11 protein-coding genes are annotated in these 16,521 nt (G+C 64.1%); 6 read left to right on the top strand and 5 right to left on the bottom strand.

What is annotated here, in order from left to right:
- Positions 1–19: 19 nt before the first annotated feature.
- The 4 genes from J7573_RS10905 to ppsA all read right to left on the bottom strand — a co-directional run bounded on the left by J7573_RS10905 (position 20) and on the right by ppsA (position 5,219).
- Positions 20–1,015, bottom strand: coding sequence for a zinc transporter ZntB (locus J7573_RS10905; protein WP_294334531.1), 996 nt, complete (start codon positions 1,013–1,015; stop codon positions 20–22).
- A gap of 27 nt (positions 1,016–1,042) precedes the next feature.
- Positions 1,043–1,534 carry a ribonuclease E activity regulator RraA gene (rraA, locus tag J7573_RS10900; protein WP_085674904.1) on the bottom strand — a complete coding sequence of 164 codons (492 nt, stop codon included), beginning with the start codon at positions 1,532–1,534 and terminating at the stop codon, positions 1,043–1,045.
- A 214-nt stretch (positions 1,535–1,748) separates the two neighbouring features.
- Positions 1,749–2,741, bottom strand: coding sequence for an alpha/beta fold hydrolase (locus J7573_RS10895; protein ID WP_294334528.1), 993 nt, complete (start codon positions 2,739–2,741; stop codon positions 1,749–1,751).
- 102 nt (positions 2,742–2,843) lie between these two features.
- Positions 2,844–5,219 carry a phosphoenolpyruvate synthase gene (gene ppsA / locus J7573_RS10890; RefSeq protein WP_294334526.1) on the bottom strand — a complete coding sequence of 792 codons (2,376 nt, stop codon included), beginning with the start codon at positions 5,217–5,219 and terminating at the stop codon, positions 2,844–2,846.
- Positions 5,220–5,409: 190 nt separating this feature from the next.
- On the opposite strand from ppsA, the gene J7573_RS10885 reads away from it, so the two are divergent.
- Entirely contained in the window at positions 5,410–6,228 is an 819-nt protein-coding gene (locus tag J7573_RS10885) for a pyruvate, water dikinase regulatory protein (protein ID WP_294334524.1), read from the top strand.
- Between the two features lie 107 nt (positions 6,229–6,335).
- Here J7573_RS10885 and J7573_RS10880 read toward each other — a convergent pair whose 3' ends face one another.
- Positions 6,336–11,201: an NAD-glutamate dehydrogenase gene (locus tag J7573_RS10880; RefSeq protein WP_294334523.1), complete on the bottom strand. Its 4,866-nt coding sequence runs from the start codon at positions 11,199–11,201 to the stop codon at positions 6,336–6,338.
- Positions 11,202–11,476: 275 nt separating this feature from the next.
- On the opposite strand from J7573_RS10880, the gene J7573_RS10875 reads away from it, so the two are divergent.
- The 5 genes from J7573_RS10875 (at position 11,477) to J7573_RS10855 (ending at position 16,520) form a co-directional block, all read left to right on the top strand.
- On the top strand, positions 11,477–11,830 hold the full coding sequence (locus J7573_RS10875; protein WP_294334522.1) for a hypothetical protein: 354 nt from the start codon (positions 11,477–11,479) through the stop codon (positions 11,828–11,830).
- Positions 11,831–12,029: 199 nt separating this feature from the next.
- Positions 12,030–12,740: a FadR/GntR family transcriptional regulator gene (locus tag J7573_RS10870; RefSeq protein WP_294334521.1), complete on the top strand. Its 711-nt coding sequence runs from the start codon at positions 12,030–12,032 to the stop codon at positions 12,738–12,740.
- A gap of 103 nt (positions 12,741–12,843) precedes the next feature.
- Complete coding sequence (gene lhgO, locus J7573_RS10865; RefSeq protein ID WP_294334519.1) at positions 12,844–14,037, top strand: L-2-hydroxyglutarate oxidase; 1,194 nt, start codon at positions 12,844–12,846, stop codon at positions 14,035–14,037.
- A 44-nt stretch (positions 14,038–14,081) separates the two neighbouring features.
- Positions 14,082–15,413 carry an MFS transporter gene (locus tag J7573_RS10860; protein ID WP_294334517.1) on the top strand — a complete coding sequence of 444 codons (1,332 nt, stop codon included), beginning with the start codon at positions 14,082–14,084 and terminating at the stop codon, positions 15,411–15,413.
- Positions 15,414–15,560: 147 nt separating this feature from the next.
- Positions 15,561–16,520: a MoxR family ATPase gene (locus J7573_RS10855; protein WP_027919334.1), complete on the top strand. Its 960-nt coding sequence runs from the start codon at positions 15,561–15,563 to the stop codon at positions 16,518–16,520.
- Position 16,521 lies beyond the last annotated feature (1 nt).

Below are 16,521 nucleotides of genomic sequence, written 5' to 3'. Positions count from 1 at the left end.
TCAAGATGACTCGGCATATTCATACCCAGCGCAACCGCCGGAACAACCACCACTGCCCTACCGCCAGGCCCAGCACGACGATGCAGGCCAGCAGGAAGCCATAAGGGTTGCTCGACCCCGGAATGCCGCCGACGTTGATGCCGAGCAGCCCGGTGATGAAGCTCATGGGCAGGAAGATGCAGGTGATGATGCCAAAGCGGTACATGGTCCGGTTCATCCGCTCGCTGCGCCGACGGTCTTCGCTTTCCAGCACCAGCGCTGCCCGCTCGCGGGTCAGCTCGAGCTCTTCGAGGTAGCGGATCAGGCTGTTGTTCAGCTCGTTCCAGTAATCGGCGTCGGCATCACAGAACCAGCTCCACTTGCTGCGCGACAGCTGGGCATAGATCTCCCGCTGTGGCGCCAGGAACCGGCGCAAACCCGCAGCGCGGCGACGGATTTGCTGCAGGCTGCCATGCTCTGGAGAGTACCGTTCGTCGGATTCGACCTTTTCTTCTTCGTCGTCGACCAGTTCCGAGAGGTCGCTGACCAGGCTCTGGACCTTTTCGGTCAGTAACTCGCCCATCAACAGCAACAGTTCGGAAGCCGATTTCGGCCCCCTGCCCTCCTCAAGCTGCTGAAGGATTTCATCGCTGGCACGCAACGGCCGCAAACGCAGCGAAATGACCCGCTGCGCCTGGGCATGGATGCGCACCGAAACCATGTCCTCGGGCTCGGCGCCCGGGTTGAGGTTGACCCCGCGCAGGAACAGCAGCATCTGCTCACCGGCTTGCGGCAACAGCCGTGGCCGGGTGTTCTCCTCCAGCAGCAGGTCGCAGGCGAACTCGCTCAGGCCACTGTCCTGCAGCAGCCAGGTGCGGGTTTGCGGATGACTACGATCCCAGTGCAGCCACAGGCTTTCGTGTGGCTGCAACTGCAGGTCGTCCAGCTCGGTCCGGGCGATCGGACGCGCGCCGCCTTCACCATCGAGCACCAGGGCATGCACCAGCCCCCACTGCGCGTTGTCTTCCTCGAACATCAAAGCTCCATCAGCGCGTACGGCGCGTCACTCCGGCATTTTCAGCGGGCTTGGCGAAATGATCACGCCATTGTTGTCGGCATAGAGGTACTCGCCCGGGCGGAAGGTGACACCGGCAAAGGTCACGGCCACGTTGAGATCGCCAATGCCGCGCTTGTCGGTTTTCATCGGGTGGCTGGCCAGCGCCTGCACACCGACGTCGGTCTGGATCAGCACGTCGACGTCTCGCACGCAGCCGTAGATCACCAGGCCTTCCCAGCCGTTCTTGGCGGCCTTTTCGGCGAGCATGTCACCGAGCAGCGCACGGCGCAGCGAGCCGCCCCCATCAACTACCAGGACCTTGCCCTTGCCATCGAGCTCGACCTGATCCTTGACCAGCGAGTTGTCTTCGAAGCACTTGATGGTGACGATCTGGCCACCGAAGGAATCGCGGCCACCGAAATTGCTGAACATCGGTTCCAGCACCTGTACCAGGTCCGGGTAGGCGTCACACAGGTCGGGCGTTACGTAATGCTGCATGGGAAGCTCCTGTCAGTCACAACGAAAGCGGGTATCGGCCAAGGCTACACCGTAGAAGCCGTCGCAGTCATCCGGGACTGAGCGGTCAAGTTTTGCCTGTACCGGCCTCTTCGCGGGCAAACCCGCTCCCACTGGATCACCACACTCCTCAAGCCCATGGTATTCCTGTGGGAGCGGGTTTACCCGCGAAGAGGCCGGCACAGGCGAAGTTGATTCAGCCAACAGGCACAGGCTCGGCCGCCACCGTCGACTCATGCACCGGCAACAGCGGATCACGCAACCAGCGCTCCACCAACGGCCAGACCTGAGCCTGCGCCGCCTTGCTCACCAGCATGTCGACATGCCCAAAGGCCTCGAAGCCCTCTTCACGGCCCAGGCGCAGGAACTGCTTGCGCTCGCCACCCAATTGATCGAACAGCTTGCGGCAAGCCCACACCGGGTCCTGGAAGTCACCCGCGCCAGCCACCGCCAGCAACGGCACATCCACGTCGGCCAACCCCGCCCACCAGTCGTTCTGCTTGTCGCCAAAGCGCCCGAACAGGCCATGCCAGCGCATGCTCTCGAGCGCCAGGCCGATCGGCTCGTCTTCCGGGCCGCGCTTGAACCGCGGCCCAGAAATCTGCCCCCAGCGCTTGAGCAGCATTTTCGCCCCCCAGGTCAGCGGTGGCACCTTGAGCGGCCAGTAGACACGGCTGATCTGGGTACCGAAAAGCGCCACGCTGGCCACCTGCCCGGCCTTGAGAAAGCCGCCACCCAAGGCGGCCACCAAGGTGGTTCCACCCAGGGAATGGCCGACCCAGTGCGGCGCCTGGCCAGACTGCTCTCGGACGAATGCCGCAATCAGCGGCAAGTCGTCGCGGGCGTAGTCGGCCACGCTGTTGTGCTTCCAGTTGCGATTACGCGGTGACAGGCCGTGGCCGCGCATTTCCGGGATCCACACATCGAACCCGGCCCGCGCCAGATAGGCACCAAGGCCTATGCCCTTGGGTGAATACCAGAAGCGCCGATTGGAGAAACTGCCATGCAGCAGAATCACCGGCACACCTTGGGGCCGGCCTTGATCAGCCAGCCCCAGGCGGGTCACGGCCAGCTCGACGCTGGGGTCAGGGCCGTTGCCGGCCTTGATCCGGTACACGTCTTCGCTGAGGTCGCCGCGGCGCTCGGCACTGAGCAGGGCCACGGGAAAAAGGTTGCTGCTGCTTTGCATAAGGTTGCTTGGTGCACAAAAAAGGGCGTGATCCATCACTGGAACTCGCCCTGGAAAAAACCAGGCGGGGGCACGCCAGACGCGCCCCCGCAATTTACCGCATCAGGCCGCGCCCTGGCCTTCGGCCAGGAAGAACCAGGTCTCCAGGACCGAGTCCGGGTTCAGCGACACGCTTTCGATGCCTTGCTCCATCAGCCACTTGGCCAGGTCCGGGTGGTCCGATGGGCCTTGGCCGCAGATGCCGATGTACTTGCCGGCCTTGTTGCACGCCTGGATGGCGTTGGCCAGCAGCTTCTTCACGGCCGGGTTACGCTCGTCGAACAGGTGGGCGATGATGCCCGAGTCGCGGTCCAGGCCCAGGGTCAGCTGAGTCAGGTCGTTGGAACCGATCGAGAAGCCGTCGAAGTACTCGAGGAACTCTTCGGCGAGGATCGCGTTGGACGGCAGCTCGCACATCATGATCACGCGCAGGCCGTTGTCGCCACGGGCCAGACCGTTTTCGGCGAGCAGGTCGACGACCTGGCTGGCTTCGCCCAGGGTGCGCACGAACGGCACCATGATCTCGACGTTGGTCAGGCCCATGTCGTTGCGCACACGCTTCAGCGCACGGCACTCGAGCTCGAAGCAGTCACGGAACGACTCGCTGATGTAGCGCGAGGCGCCGCGGAAGCCCAGCATCGGGTTTTCTTCTTCCGGCTCGTACAGTTTGCCGCCGATCAGGTTGGCGTACTCGTTGGACTTGAAGTCCGACAGGCGCACGATGACCTTTTTCGGGTAGAAGGCTGCCGCCAGGGTGCTGATGCCCTCGACCAGCTTCTCGACATAGAAGCCGACCGGGTCGTTGTAGCCGGCGATGCGCTTGTCGACGCTTTCTTTCAGGTCGGCTGGCAGGCCGGCGTAGTTCAACAGCGCCTTGGGGTGCACGCCGATCATGCGGTTGATGATGAATTCCAGACGCGCCAGGCCCACACCTGCGTTAGGCAGCTGGGCGAAGTCGAAGGCGCGGTCCGGGTTACCGACGTTCATCATGATCTTGAACGGCAGCTCCGGCATGGCGTCCACCGAGTTCTGCTTGACGTCGAAGCCCAGCTCGCCTTCGAAGATGAAGCCGGTATCGCCTTCGGCGCAGGATACGGTCACGCCCTGGCCGTCTTTCAGCACCTGGGTGGCGTTGCCGCAACCGACCACGGCCGGGATGCCCAGCTCACGGGCAATGATCGCCGCGTGGCAGGTACGCCCGCCGCGGTTGGTGACGATGGCGCTGGCGCGCTTCATCACCGGTTCCCAGTCCGGGTCGGTCATGTCGGAGACCAGCACGTCGCCCGGCTGCACCTTGTCCATCTCGGACACGTCGTTGATCACGCGGACCTTGCCGGCGCCGATGCGCTGGCCGATGGCGCGGCCTTCGACCAGCACGGTGCCCTTCTCTTTCAGCAGGTAACGCTCCATGACGTTGGCGCTGGCGCGGCTCTTCACGGTCTCAGGGCGGGCCTGGACGATGTACAGCTTGCCGTCGTCACCGTCCTTGGCCCATTCGATGTCCATCGGGCGCTGGTAGTGCTGCTCGATGATCATCGCCTGCTTGGCCAGTTCATTGACTTCGTCGTCGCTCAGGCAGAAGCGGGCGCGATCGGCGCGGTCGACCTCGACGGTCTTGACCGAGCGGCCGGCCTTGGCTTCGTCGCCATAGACCATCTTGATCGCCTTGCTGCCCAGGTTGCGGCGCAGGATGGCCGGGCGGCCAGCCTCCAGGGTTTGTTTGTGCACATAGAATTCGTCAGGGTTGACCGCACCCTGCACCACGGTTTCACCCAGGCCGTAGGCGCCGGTGATGAATACCACGTCACGGAAGCCCGACTCGGTGTCGAGGGTGAACATCACACCGGCGGTGCCGGTTTCCGAACGGACCATGCGCTGCACGCCAGCGGACAGGGCCACCAGCTTGTGGTCGAAGCCCTGGTGCACGCGGTAGGCGATGGCGCGGTCGTTGAACAGCGATGCGAACACTTCCTTGGCCGCGCGGATCACGTTGTCGACGCCACGGATGTTGAGGAAGGTTTCCTGCTGACCAGCGAACGAGGCATCCGGCAGGTCTTCGGCGGTGGCCGAGGAACGCACGGCCACGGCCATGTTGTCGTTGCCCTTGGACATTTCGGCGAAGGCGGTGCGGATTTCCGCATCCAGGCGAGCCGGGAATTCGGCCTCCATCACCCACTGACGGATCTGCGCACCGGTCTTGGCCAGGGCGTTGACGTCATCCACGTCGAGGGCGTCGAGGGCCGCATGGATCTGGTTGTTCAGGCCACTCTGCTCGAGAAAGTCACGGTACGCCTGAGCCGTAGTGGCAAAGCCGCCCGGCACCGACACGCCGGCACCAGCGAGGTTACTGATCATCTCGCCCAGGGATGCGTTCTTGCCCCCCACATGCTCCACATCGTGGACGCCGAGCTTATCGAGGGAAACTACGTACTCTACCAAGGTGATCTCTCCACTAACTGTATTGGAAAAACTCAAGGGCGCCCGCCTGCCTTCGTTGACTGGGCCGGACGCTTGTGGCCTGTACCTGGAAAATAGGTTCGCAAAATATGGCAGAATGCTGACAGCCGCATTCGGCAAACCGAACTTATCATATCCAAGAAACGTCATCAGCTTAAGGCCCAGATCGCAAATGAAACGAACCGCGTTCTTCATCTCCGATGGCACCGGCATCACCGCCGAAACCCTGGGCCAGAGCCTGCTCGCTCAATTCGAAAGCATTCCGTTCAATAAATTCACCCGCCCGTACATCGACAGCCCGGAAAAAGCGCGGATCATGGTGCAGCAGATCAATGCTGCCGCAGAGCGCGACGGCATGCGCCCGATCATCTTCGACACCATCGTCAATCAGGACATCCGTGAGATCCTGGCGACGTCGAACGGCTTCATGATCGACATCTTTTCTTCGTTTTTATCCCCGCTTGAGCAGGAACTGACTGCCCATTCGTCGTATTCAGTGGGTAAATCGCACTCGATTGGTGGCAATTCCAACTACATGGAACGCATCGAGGCGGTGAACTTCGCCCTGGACAACGATGACGGCGCGCGCACCCACTACTACGACAAGGCCGACCTGATCCTGGTCGGCGTGTCGCGCTGCGGCAAGACCCCGACCTGCCTGTACATGGCCATGCAGTTCGGTATCCGCGCCGCCAACTACCCACTGACCGAGGACGACATGGAGCGCCTGCAGTTGCCGGCGGTGCTGAAAAAGCACCATAGCAAGCTGTTCGGCCTGACCATCGACCCCGACCGCCTGACCGCCATTCGCCACGAGCGCAAGCCCAACAGCCGCTATTCGAGCTTTGCCCAGTGCGAATTCGAGGTGCGCGAGGTGGAGAACCTGTTCCGCCGCGAGAACATTCCCAACATCAATTCCACGCATTTCTCGGTGGAAGAGATTTCGGCGAAGATCCTGGTCGAGAAAGGCGTGGAGCGCAGATTCAAGTAAGCCTGATCCGGCCCTTTCGCGGCGTCGAACCGCCGCGAAAGGGCCGGGACAGGCGTATAAAAAAGCCCCGGCATCGCTGCCGGGGCTTTTCATTTCAGCTCAAGGCTTCAGGACGGCACCACCGCCGCCTGCCCACTCAGCGCCAGGTCGACCAGCTCGCGGTTGGCCACCGCGTACATCGCATAGTCGGTGCCGGTGGCATTGCGCAGGTCGTCGAGCATGGCGCGCCAGCGCTCGACCATCACCCGGTGCTGCTCGGCCCACAGCGCCACACGGGCGTCCATGTCGTCCGGGGCATCGGCCATCTGCAGAACCGAGATGGTGATGGCCCGCTGCTGCAGGTCGATGTCGTCGCGGAACGCCTCGCGAGCCAGGGCCTGCCAGTTGTTTTCCACCGGCAGGTTGCTGATTTCCTGCAGGTACCAGGTCAGGTCCAGCGCGCTGCCCACGGCGAAGAACGCCTTGGCCACCTGCGCCGGGTCATGACCGGTCACGTCCGAGGCCTCGATGATCGGCAACAGGGTGTACAGGTGAGTGGTGCCGGCAACCATGCGCGCCAGCAATTCCGGTACGCCAGCGTCGACGAAGCTCTGGTAACGCACCATCCAGCGCTCACGGGTCGGGCCTTCCAGCAGCTCGTCGAGCTTGAGCCCCAGCTGGGCGATCTTCGGCCCGAAGTGCGCGCTGTCACGCCCGGCATCCTGCTCGTTGCGCCGGCTGCGCAGGAACCAGCGGGTGGCGCGGCGGCCCAGGCGCATCAACTCGTCCATCAGGGTCAGCTGGATTTCCGCCGACACCTGGTAGTCCAGCGCCTCGATCTGGCGGAACCAGTGCGGCAGGTGGAAGATGTCGCGCACGATCACATAGGCCCCGGCGACGTTGGCCGGGCTCATGCCGGTCGACTCCTTCAGGCGCTGGACAAAGGTGATGCCCATGTTGTTGACCAGGTCGTTGGCGATCTGGGTGCTGACAATTTCGCGCTTCAGGCGGTGACGGCGCATGGCGTCGGCGAACTTGCTGACCAGCGACGGCGGGAAGGCGGTTTCCATGTCACGGGTCAGGTAGTCGTCGTCCGGCACCAGCGACTTGAGCAGTTGCTCCTTGAGGTCGATCTTGCTGTACGAGATCAGCACCGACAGCTCGGCGCGGGTCAGGCCCTGGCCAGCGGCCAGGCGCTCGGCCAGCTGTTCCTCGGACGGCAGGAACTCGATGGCCCGGTCCAGCTTGCCACGGCCTTCGAGGTCAGCCATCAGGCGCTTGTACTCGGCGATCCGCTCGCGGGCGCGGCGGGCGGCCAGCGACAGCGCCTGGGTCTGCTTGTAGTTGTTGCCCAGCACCAGGCCGGCGACTTCGTCGGTCATGCTGCCAAGCAGCTGGTTACGCTGCTTCTCGGTCATGTCGCCACCCTGCACCACTTCATTGAGCAGGATCTTGATATTGACCTCGTGGTCGGAGCAGTCCACGCCACCGGCGTTGTCGATGAAGTCGGTGTTGGTGGCGCCGCCGTGCAGGCCGAACTCGACACGGCCGAGCTGGGTCATGCCGAGGTTGCCGCCCTCGCCCACCACCTTGCAGCGCAGCTCGTTGCCGTTGACCCGCAGTGCATCGTTGGCCTTGTCGCCGACATCGGCGTGGCTTTCGCTGCTGGCCTTGACGTAGGTGCCGATACCGCCGTTCCACAGCAGGTCGACCGGCGCCTTGAGCAGTGCGTGCAGCAGCTCGGTCGGGGTCAGGCGATCGGCCTCGATGGCAAAGCGCTCTTTCATCTGCGGGCTGATGGCGATGCTCTTGGCACTGCGCGGGAAGATCCCGCCGCCTTCGGACATGATGCTGGTGTCGTAGTCGCTCCAGGCCGAACGCGGCAGGTCGAACAGGCGCTTGCGCTCGACGAAGCTGGTGGCCGGGTCCGGGCTCGGGTCGATGAAGATGTGCAGGTGGTTGAACGCCGCCACCAGTTGCAGCTTGTCGGACATCAGCAGGCCGTTGCCGAACACGTCGCCGGCCATGTCGCCGACGCCGATCACGGTGATCGGGTCCTGCTGCACGTTGATGCCACGCTCGCGGAAGTGACGCTGCACGCCAACCCAGGCGCCACGGGCGGTGATGCCCATCTTCTTGTGGTCGTAACCGGCCGAGCCACCCGAGGCGAACGCATCGCCGAGCCAGAAGCCGTAGTCGATGGCGATGCCGTTGGCGATGTCGGAGAAGGTCGCGGTACCCTTGTCGGCCGCCACCACCAGGTAGGGGTCGTCGTCATCGTGACGCACCACGTTGGCCGGCGGCACGACACCACCGTCCTTGAGGTTGTCGGTGATGTCGAGCAGGCCGGAGATGAAGATGCGGTAGCAGGCCACGCCCTCGGCGGCGATCTCGTCGCGGGTGCCGCCCAACGGCAGCCGGCGCGGCAGGAAGCCGCCCTTGGCGCCAACCGGCACGATCACCGAGTTCTTCACTTGTTGGGCTTTGACCAGGCCCAGCACTTCGGTGCGGAAGTCTTCCTCGCGGTCCGACCAGCGCAGGCCGCCGCGGGCGACGTTGCCGAAGCGCAGGTGCACGCCCTCGACCCGAGGCGAATAGACGAAGATCTCGAACTTCGGCACCGGCTTGGGCAGCTCGGGAATCAGCTTGGGGTTGAACTTGAAGCTGAAGTACGACTTGTTCTGGCCGTTGGCGTCCGGCTGGTAGAAGTTGGTGCGCAGGGTCGCCTTGATCAGGTCCAGGTAGCGCCGCAGGATGCGGTCCTCGTTGAGCACCTGGACTTCGTCCAGGGCCGTGAGGATCGCCTGCTCCAGGCGCAGCTGCTTGTCGTCCAGGTCTTCATTGGTGAGCTTGCGCGCCAGGTAGAAGCGGGTCTTGAACAACCGGGTCAGTTCGCGGGCGATGTCGGTGTGGTTGTTCAGGGTGCTGGCGATGTAGCCGAGGTCGAAGCCCAGGCGGATCTGCTTGAGGTAGCGGGCATAGGCACGCAGCAGCGCCACGTCACGCCATGGCAGGCCGGCAGTGAGCACCAGGCGGTTGAAGGCATCGTTCTCGGCGTCGCCCTTGACGATGTGGATGAAGGCGTCCTGCAGCGTGTCGTTGAGCTGCTGGATGTCCAGGTTCAGGCCTTCGCTGTAGGTAAAGGCGAAGTCGTGGATCCAGAACTCACGCCCGCTGGCGTGGCGCAGGCGGTAAGGGAACTCGCCGAGCACGCGCAGGCCAAGGTTTTCCAGGATCGGCAGCACATCCGACAGCGCCAGCGGGGTGTCGGCGTGGTACAGCTTGCAGTGCAGCAGGCGCTCGCCCAGGCGGGTCAGGGGCTGGTAGAAACTCATCGCCAGCGGCTTGCTCTCGGACAACGCCACCACGTGCTGCAGGTCGACCACGGCCGAATGCGCCGGGAAGCGCTCGCGGTAGCCGGCCGGGAAGCCCTTGGGGAAGTCGCCGAGGATGTTGGTGCCCTGGGCTTCGCCGAAGTTCTCGATGACCAGCGCCGAGTAGTCGTCCTGCCACGAGCGGCAGGCCTGGATCACTTCGTTTTCCAGCTGCTGCGGGTCGATGTCGATGCGGTTCTTCGGGTCGACCCGCAGGATCAGCTGCACACGGGCCAGCACCGATTCGGAGAAGAAGGTCCAGAATTCACAGTCGCTGGCCTTCAGGCGCTCCATCAGCACCTGCTGGATCTTCTGCCGCACTTCGGTGGAATAGATCTCACGCGGCACGTAGGCCAGGCCGTAGCAGAAGCGCCCGTACGGGTCCTTGCGCAGGAACACGCGAATCTTGTTGCGTTCCTGGATCTGCACGATCGACATCACGGTGTTGAACAGCTCGTCGATCGGGGTCTGGAACAGGTCGTCGCGCGGCAGCACTTCGAGCACCTGGGCCAGTTCCTTGCCCAGGTGCGCTTTCGGGTCGAAGCCGGAACGGCGCTCGACCTCGGCGACCTTCACCCGGATGTAAGGGATGGCATGCACGCTCTCGCCGTACACCGACGAGGTGTACAAGCCCATGAAGCGGTGCTCCTTGATGACCTTGCCATCGGCATCCAGCTGGCGGATCGACACATAGTCCGGGTAGGCCGGGCGATGCACGCGGCTGGGTAGCGCGGCCTTGGCGAACGACAGCAGCAGCGGCTCGTTGAGGTAGGCCACGGCGTAGTCTTCGATGCGCAGTTCTTCCGCCGTCAGGCCCACCCGCAGGCGGCGCGGCAGGCCGAGGAACGACTGTTCGTCGTAGACCATCTGGCCACCGTCGCTGTCGGCCTGGACGGTGAATTCTTCATAGCCGAGGAAGGTGAAATGGTTGTCCAGCAGCCATTCGAGGAAGGCCTTGACCTCGCCCTTTTCGTGCTGGGCCGGGCCATAGGCGGTGTTCTCCACTTCGGCGACGACTTCACGCAGCTTGGCTTTCATCGGCTCGAAATCAGCCACCGCCACGCGCACTTCAGCCAGTACCTGCTCGATCTCGCGGGCGAGCACGGTCAGCTCGGCGGCATTGGCGCAGCGGTCGATCTCCAGGTACATCAGCGACTCGTGGCGCACGCCCTCGCCCTGGGTGCCCTTGGGCAGCAGTTCGAGCAGTTCGCCCTTGGCGCCCCGGCGCACGCTCAGCACCGTGGTCTGCAAGGTGTGGATGCTGTAGCCGCGGCGGTTGAGCTCGGTGCGTACCGAGTCGACCAGGAACGGCAGGTCGTGGTGCAGCACTTCGACCACGGTGTGGGTCGATTGCCAGCCATTGCGTTCGTAATCGGGGTTGTACACCCGCACTTGCGGGTATTCGGGGTCGAAGCGCTCGATGATGCGCCACGCCGACAGGGTACAGCCGGCCAGGTCCGAAAGCCGGCGCTGGGTGAGTTCGTCCAGAGAGATGATGCCGAAGAACTGCTCGGCGAATAGCGCCACTTGTGGCAGGGACTGTTCGCTGATGTGCTGCGCCAGGGCCGCTTGCAGTTGATGCTGGAAGTCGGCTTTGCTGGCTGCGGTGAAGAACGCCATCTGTGGTACTCCGCTTGGGCTTTGTAATAGTTGAAGCGTCGCGCACGTCCGCCATGTACGGATCAACAATAGCCAACCCATGGCAAGCCGGACGGTAAAAACCAGACGTAGAACGCGACAGGCACGTTCAGGGCTCGCCGAAGCTTAACGACTGAGCGGTCATTGCCGCTTGCGAGGCTGCGACAATTTCGGTCAAGGGCTGGCAACTTTACGTTTATGGATGTGTGCAAGGCTGTCAGAATTCCCTCTCAATTCCCTTGACCCGAGTCGTAGTCATGCAAATCCAAACCGCCGTGCTGTTCGCCACCCCTTGCGATGACGAGGAAGACAACATGGCGACCCTGTGCTGCCACAGCGACAAGGGGCAGATGTTTCTGCTGACCCGTTACCCGGACGAAGACACCGTCGACCTGACCCTGGATGACGAGCCGTCGACCCTGGATGGGCTGAAGGTGACCTTGAGTGCACAACGCCTGCTGATCGAGGTGGCGGCTGGGGATCGTGATGCGCTGAAAGGGGATGAGGCGCTGGAGATCGTGCTGACTTCGGCGGGGACCGACCTTGAGGAAGTGGCGCTGACCCTGAAGAACATCCTCGATGGCACCGGCACCTTCGTCAGCGAGCTCTGAGTCTTCCTGTTCCGGCCTCTTCGCGGGCACGCCCGCTCCCACAGGGATTGTGCAAATTCTGAAACCTGCGCCGTACCTGTGGGAGCGGGCGTGCCCGCGAAAGGGCCGGACCTGCTTACCGCTTCCCCCCAGAAGGCATTGACAACCCTGCCCCACCACAGGCATTGTCTGACAACCTGATAACTAGGCAACCGATTCCATGCTAGAGCTCCAGCGCCCCGACACCCTGGTAGACCGGGTCGTCAGCGCCATCCGCGCCGAGATCGATTCCGGCCGCCTGGCCGCCGAATCGCGCCTGCCCACCGAACAGCAACTGGCCGAACAGCTGAACGTCAGCCGCTCGGTGGTGCGCGAGGCGGTGGCGCAGCTCAAGGCCGACGGCGTGCTGATCGCCCGCCGCGGGCTCGGTTCCTACATCTCGCAAACCCCCGCCGGTACCGTGTTCCGCTTCCCCGGCAACAATGGCCGCAAGCCAGACCTGGTGCAGATGTTCGAAATGCGCCTGTGGATCGAGACCCAGGCCGCCGCCATCGCCGCCCGCCGCCGCGACGAGCAGGACCTGGCCCACATGGCCAAGGCCCTGCAGGAAATGCTCGACAAGCGCAGCGACTTCGCCACCGCCTCGGCCGCCGATGTGGCCTTCCACCGGGCGATTGCCGAAGCCAGCAAGAACGATTACTTCGTGGCCTTCCACGACTTCCTCGGCGGCCAGCTGGCGAGCGCCCGGCGCACCGCCTGGGAAAACTCCGCGGCCCACTCGGTGGGTGGCTCGGCCGATGCCAATCGCGAGCACCAGGCGCTGTACCAGGCCATCGCCGATGGCGACCGCCAGGCGGCCGCAGCCTGCGCCGAAGCGCACCTGCGCGCCTCGGCCAAGCGCCTGAAGATCGACCTCCCCGCCCTCGACTGACCCCGGAGAAACCGACGCGGCCTGACGAGGGCCCTTTTACGCATTACTTAGTCTGACAACCTGATAAGCAGATCCACCGACAAGAACACCAAGGTACCCCTGCATGACTTACGACTACTGCATCATCGGCGGCGGCATCGTCGGCCTCGCCACTGCGATGGCGCTGCTCGAGCAGCGCCCGGGCGCATCCCTGCTGATCCTGGAAAAGGAAGCCAGCCTCGGTCGCCACCAGACTGGCCACAACAGTGGCGTGATCCATGCGGGCATCTATTACGCACCGGGCAGCCTCAAGGCCGAACTGTGCAAGCGCGGCGCCCAGGCGACCAAGGACTTCTGCAGCGAGCACGGCATCGCCTTCGAGGTCTGCGGCAAACTGCTGGTGGCCTCCAACGACCTGGAAGTGCAACGCATGCAGGCCCTGTACGAGCGCTCGCAGCAGAACGGCCTGAAGGTCGAGCGCCTGGACGCCGCCGCGCTGGCTGAGCGTGAACCGAACATCGTCGGCAAGGGCGCGCTGTTCCTCGATGCCACCGGCATCGTCGACTACACCCAGGTGTGCAACGCCATGGCCAAGGTGATCCGCCAGGCCGGCGGCGAGGTGCACTTGTCCACCCGCGTGCACGCCATCCAGGAACACGCCGACCATGTCGCCGTCGGCACCGACAGCCACACCTGGCGCGCGCGCCAGCTGGTGGCCTGCGCCGGCCTGCAATCCGACCGCCTGGCGCGCCTGGCCGGGGTGAAGATCGACCACCAGATCATCCCCTTCCGCGGCGAGTACTACCGCTTGCCGGCCAGCAAGAACCAGATCGTCAACCACCTGATCTACCCGATCCCCGACCCGGAGCTGCCATTCCTCGGCGTGCACCTGACACGCATGATCGACGGCAGCGTCACTGTCGGCCCGAACGCCGTGCTCGGTTTCGGCCGCGAGAACTACCGCAAGTTATCGGTCAACTGGCGCGACGTGGCCGAGTACGCCAGCTTCCCGGGGTTCTGGAAAACCATATGGAACAACCTCGGTTCCGGCACCACCGAGATGAAGAACTCGCTGTTCAAGCGCGGTTACCTGGAACAGTGCCGCAAGTACTGCCCATCGCTGGAGGTGGCGGACCTGCTGCCTTACGAAGCGGGCATTCGCGCCCAGGCCGTGATGCGCGACGGCACCCTGGTGCATGACTTCCTGTTCGCCGAGACCCCGCGCATGGTGCATGTCTGCAATGCCCCGTCGCCGGCGGCCACCTCGGCCATTCCCATCGGCCAGATGATCGCCGAGAAGATCCTCAAGACCCGCTGAAACCTGCTGCACCTCTACAACTACAAAGACAATAAGGAACCCCCATGTCGGTACATGAGGCGGCCCCGGCCGCGCACGAGACCCCGCAACAGCAACGCAAGCGCCTGCGCAAGGTGGCGGCGGCGACCATCTTCGGCTCGATGCTGGAGTGGTACGACTTCTACCTCTACGCGACCATGGCAGCGATCGTGTTCTCGAAGATCTTCTTCGATGCCAGCAACCCGGCGGTGGCCTCGCTGCTGGCCTTCTCCACCTTCGCCATCGGCTTCATCGCCCGCCCTTTCGGCGGCATCCTGTTCGGCTACCTGGGCGACCGTTTCGGGCGCAAGCATGTGCTGGTGATCACTTTTTGCATGATGGGCGTGTGCACGGCGCTGATCGGGCTGATTCCCAGCTACGCCAGCATCGGCATCTGGGCCCCGATCCTGCTGGTGGTGATCCGCATCATCCAGGGCCTGGGCGCGGGGGCCGAGCTGTCCGGCGCGGCGGTGACCTCCTACGAACATGCCAGTGAAGGCAAGCGCGGCAGCCAGGGCGCCTGGCCGGCGCTGGGGCTGAACCTGGGGCTGCTGCTGTCATCGCTGACGGTTTACCTGCTGACCATGAATGGCAACGAATTCCTCCTGGCCGGCGGCTGGCGCATCCCGTTCATTGCCAGCATCGCCCTGGTGGCGGTCGGCCTGTGGGTGCGCAAGAGCATCCCCGAGACGCCAGACTTCAAGGAACTCGACAAGGCCGACAGCAGCAAGCCACAGGTGTCGCCGCTGAAGCTGCTGTTCAAGAACGACCTCAAGGGCCTGGCCGTGGTGTTCTTCGTGGCCATCGGCTACAACGCCCTGAGCTACATCTTCAAGACCTTCTCGCTGGCCTACCTGACCCAGTTCAAGGGCGTGGAAGCGCATGTCACCTCGCTGTCGGTAACCATCGCCAGCCTGGTGGCGATCTTCGCCGTGCCGTTCTTCGGCTGGCTGTGCGACCGCTGGAGCAGCAAGACCGTGCTGATGCTCGGCGGGGTCCTGTCGGCACTGTTCGCCTACCCGTTCCTGCAGCTGTTGAGCACCGGCGAGCCCACCCAGATCTACATCGCCATCGCAATCGGCACCGGCATCCTCGCGCCGATGATGTTCGCCCCGCAGGGGTCGTTCCTCAGCCGCCAGTTCCCGACCCAGACACGCTCGTCGGGCTTTGGTACCGGCCGTGAGATTGGTACCGCGGTAGCCGGTGGCCTGGCACCGCTGGGCGGCCTGGCCCTGGTGGCCGGATCGGCGACCCACTCCACCGATGGCGTGGCGCTGATCCTGGCGATTGCCGGGGTGCTGGTGGTGGTGTTCGCCCTGTGCGACCAGGGGCGCAAGCATTCCACCGCGAAGAACTGACCCGAAAAGCCTGCGGGCGCGCCCTGCAGCGACCATGGCAGCGATAAAAATCGCGGCCTGCATTGGTCGGCACACCCCTGGATAGATTAAAGTATCACCCCCTGCCAGGTCGCCCGCGACCTGGCGCAAACCCAGGAACCGCCGCCGATGGAACACCGTGAAGCGCTGATCGCGCTACGCACCTTTCTTTCCTCCCAGATCCTAGGCCAGGAGAAGCTGGTCGAGCGGCTGTTGATCGTGTTGCTGGCCGACGGCCACATGCTGGTCGAAGGTGCGCCGGGCCTGGCCAAGACCAAGGCCATCAAAGAGCTGGCCGAAGGCATCGAGGCCCAGTTCCATCGAATCCAGTTCACCCCCGACCTGCTTCCGGCCGACATCACCGGCACCGAGATCTATCGCCCGGAAACCGGCAGCTTCGTGTTCCAGCAGGGGCCGATCTTCCACAACCTGGTGCTGGCCGACGAAATCAACCGCGCCCCGGCCAAAGTGCAGTCGGCGCTGCTTGAAGCCATGGCCGAGCGCCAGGTCAGCGTGGGCCGCAGCACCTACGACCTGTCGCCGCTGTTCCTGGTCATGGCCACGCAGAACCCGATCGAGCAGGAAGGCACCTACCCGCTGCCCGAAGCCCAGCTCGACCGCTTCCTGATGCACGTGAAGATCGGCTTCCCCGATGCCGCCGTGGAGCGCCGCATCCTCGCCCAGGCCCGTGGCGAAGCACTGGGCGGCGAAGTGAAGCCCGAGCGCCGGGTCAGCCAGCAGGCGATCTTTGCCGCGCGCAAGGAAATCCTCGGCCTGTACATGGCCGACGCCGTGGAGGAATACCTGGTGCAGCTGGTGATGGCCACCCGCACCCCGGCCAAATTCGACGCCGAGCTGGCCGACTGGATCGCCTATGGCGCCAGCCCGCGCGGTTCGATCGCCCTCGACCGCTGCGCACGCGCCCATGCCTGGCTGGCCGGGCGCGACTTCGTCAGCCCCGAAGACATCCAGGCGGTGCTGTTCGATGTGCTGCGCCACCGCATCATCCTGTCGTTCGAAGCCGAAGCGGCGGGGATCGACCAGGACCGCGTGGTCCAGCGCATCCTCGACGTTGTGGCCGTCGCCTGAC

Source organism: Pseudomonas sp., assembly GCF_017744435.1.
In the GTDB taxonomy this organism is placed as follows: domain Bacteria; phylum Pseudomonadota; class Gammaproteobacteria; order Pseudomonadales; family Pseudomonadaceae; genus Aquipseudomonas.
Note: the sequence above shows the minus strand (reverse complement) of the source record. Positions and strands in the feature narration are given on the sequence as shown.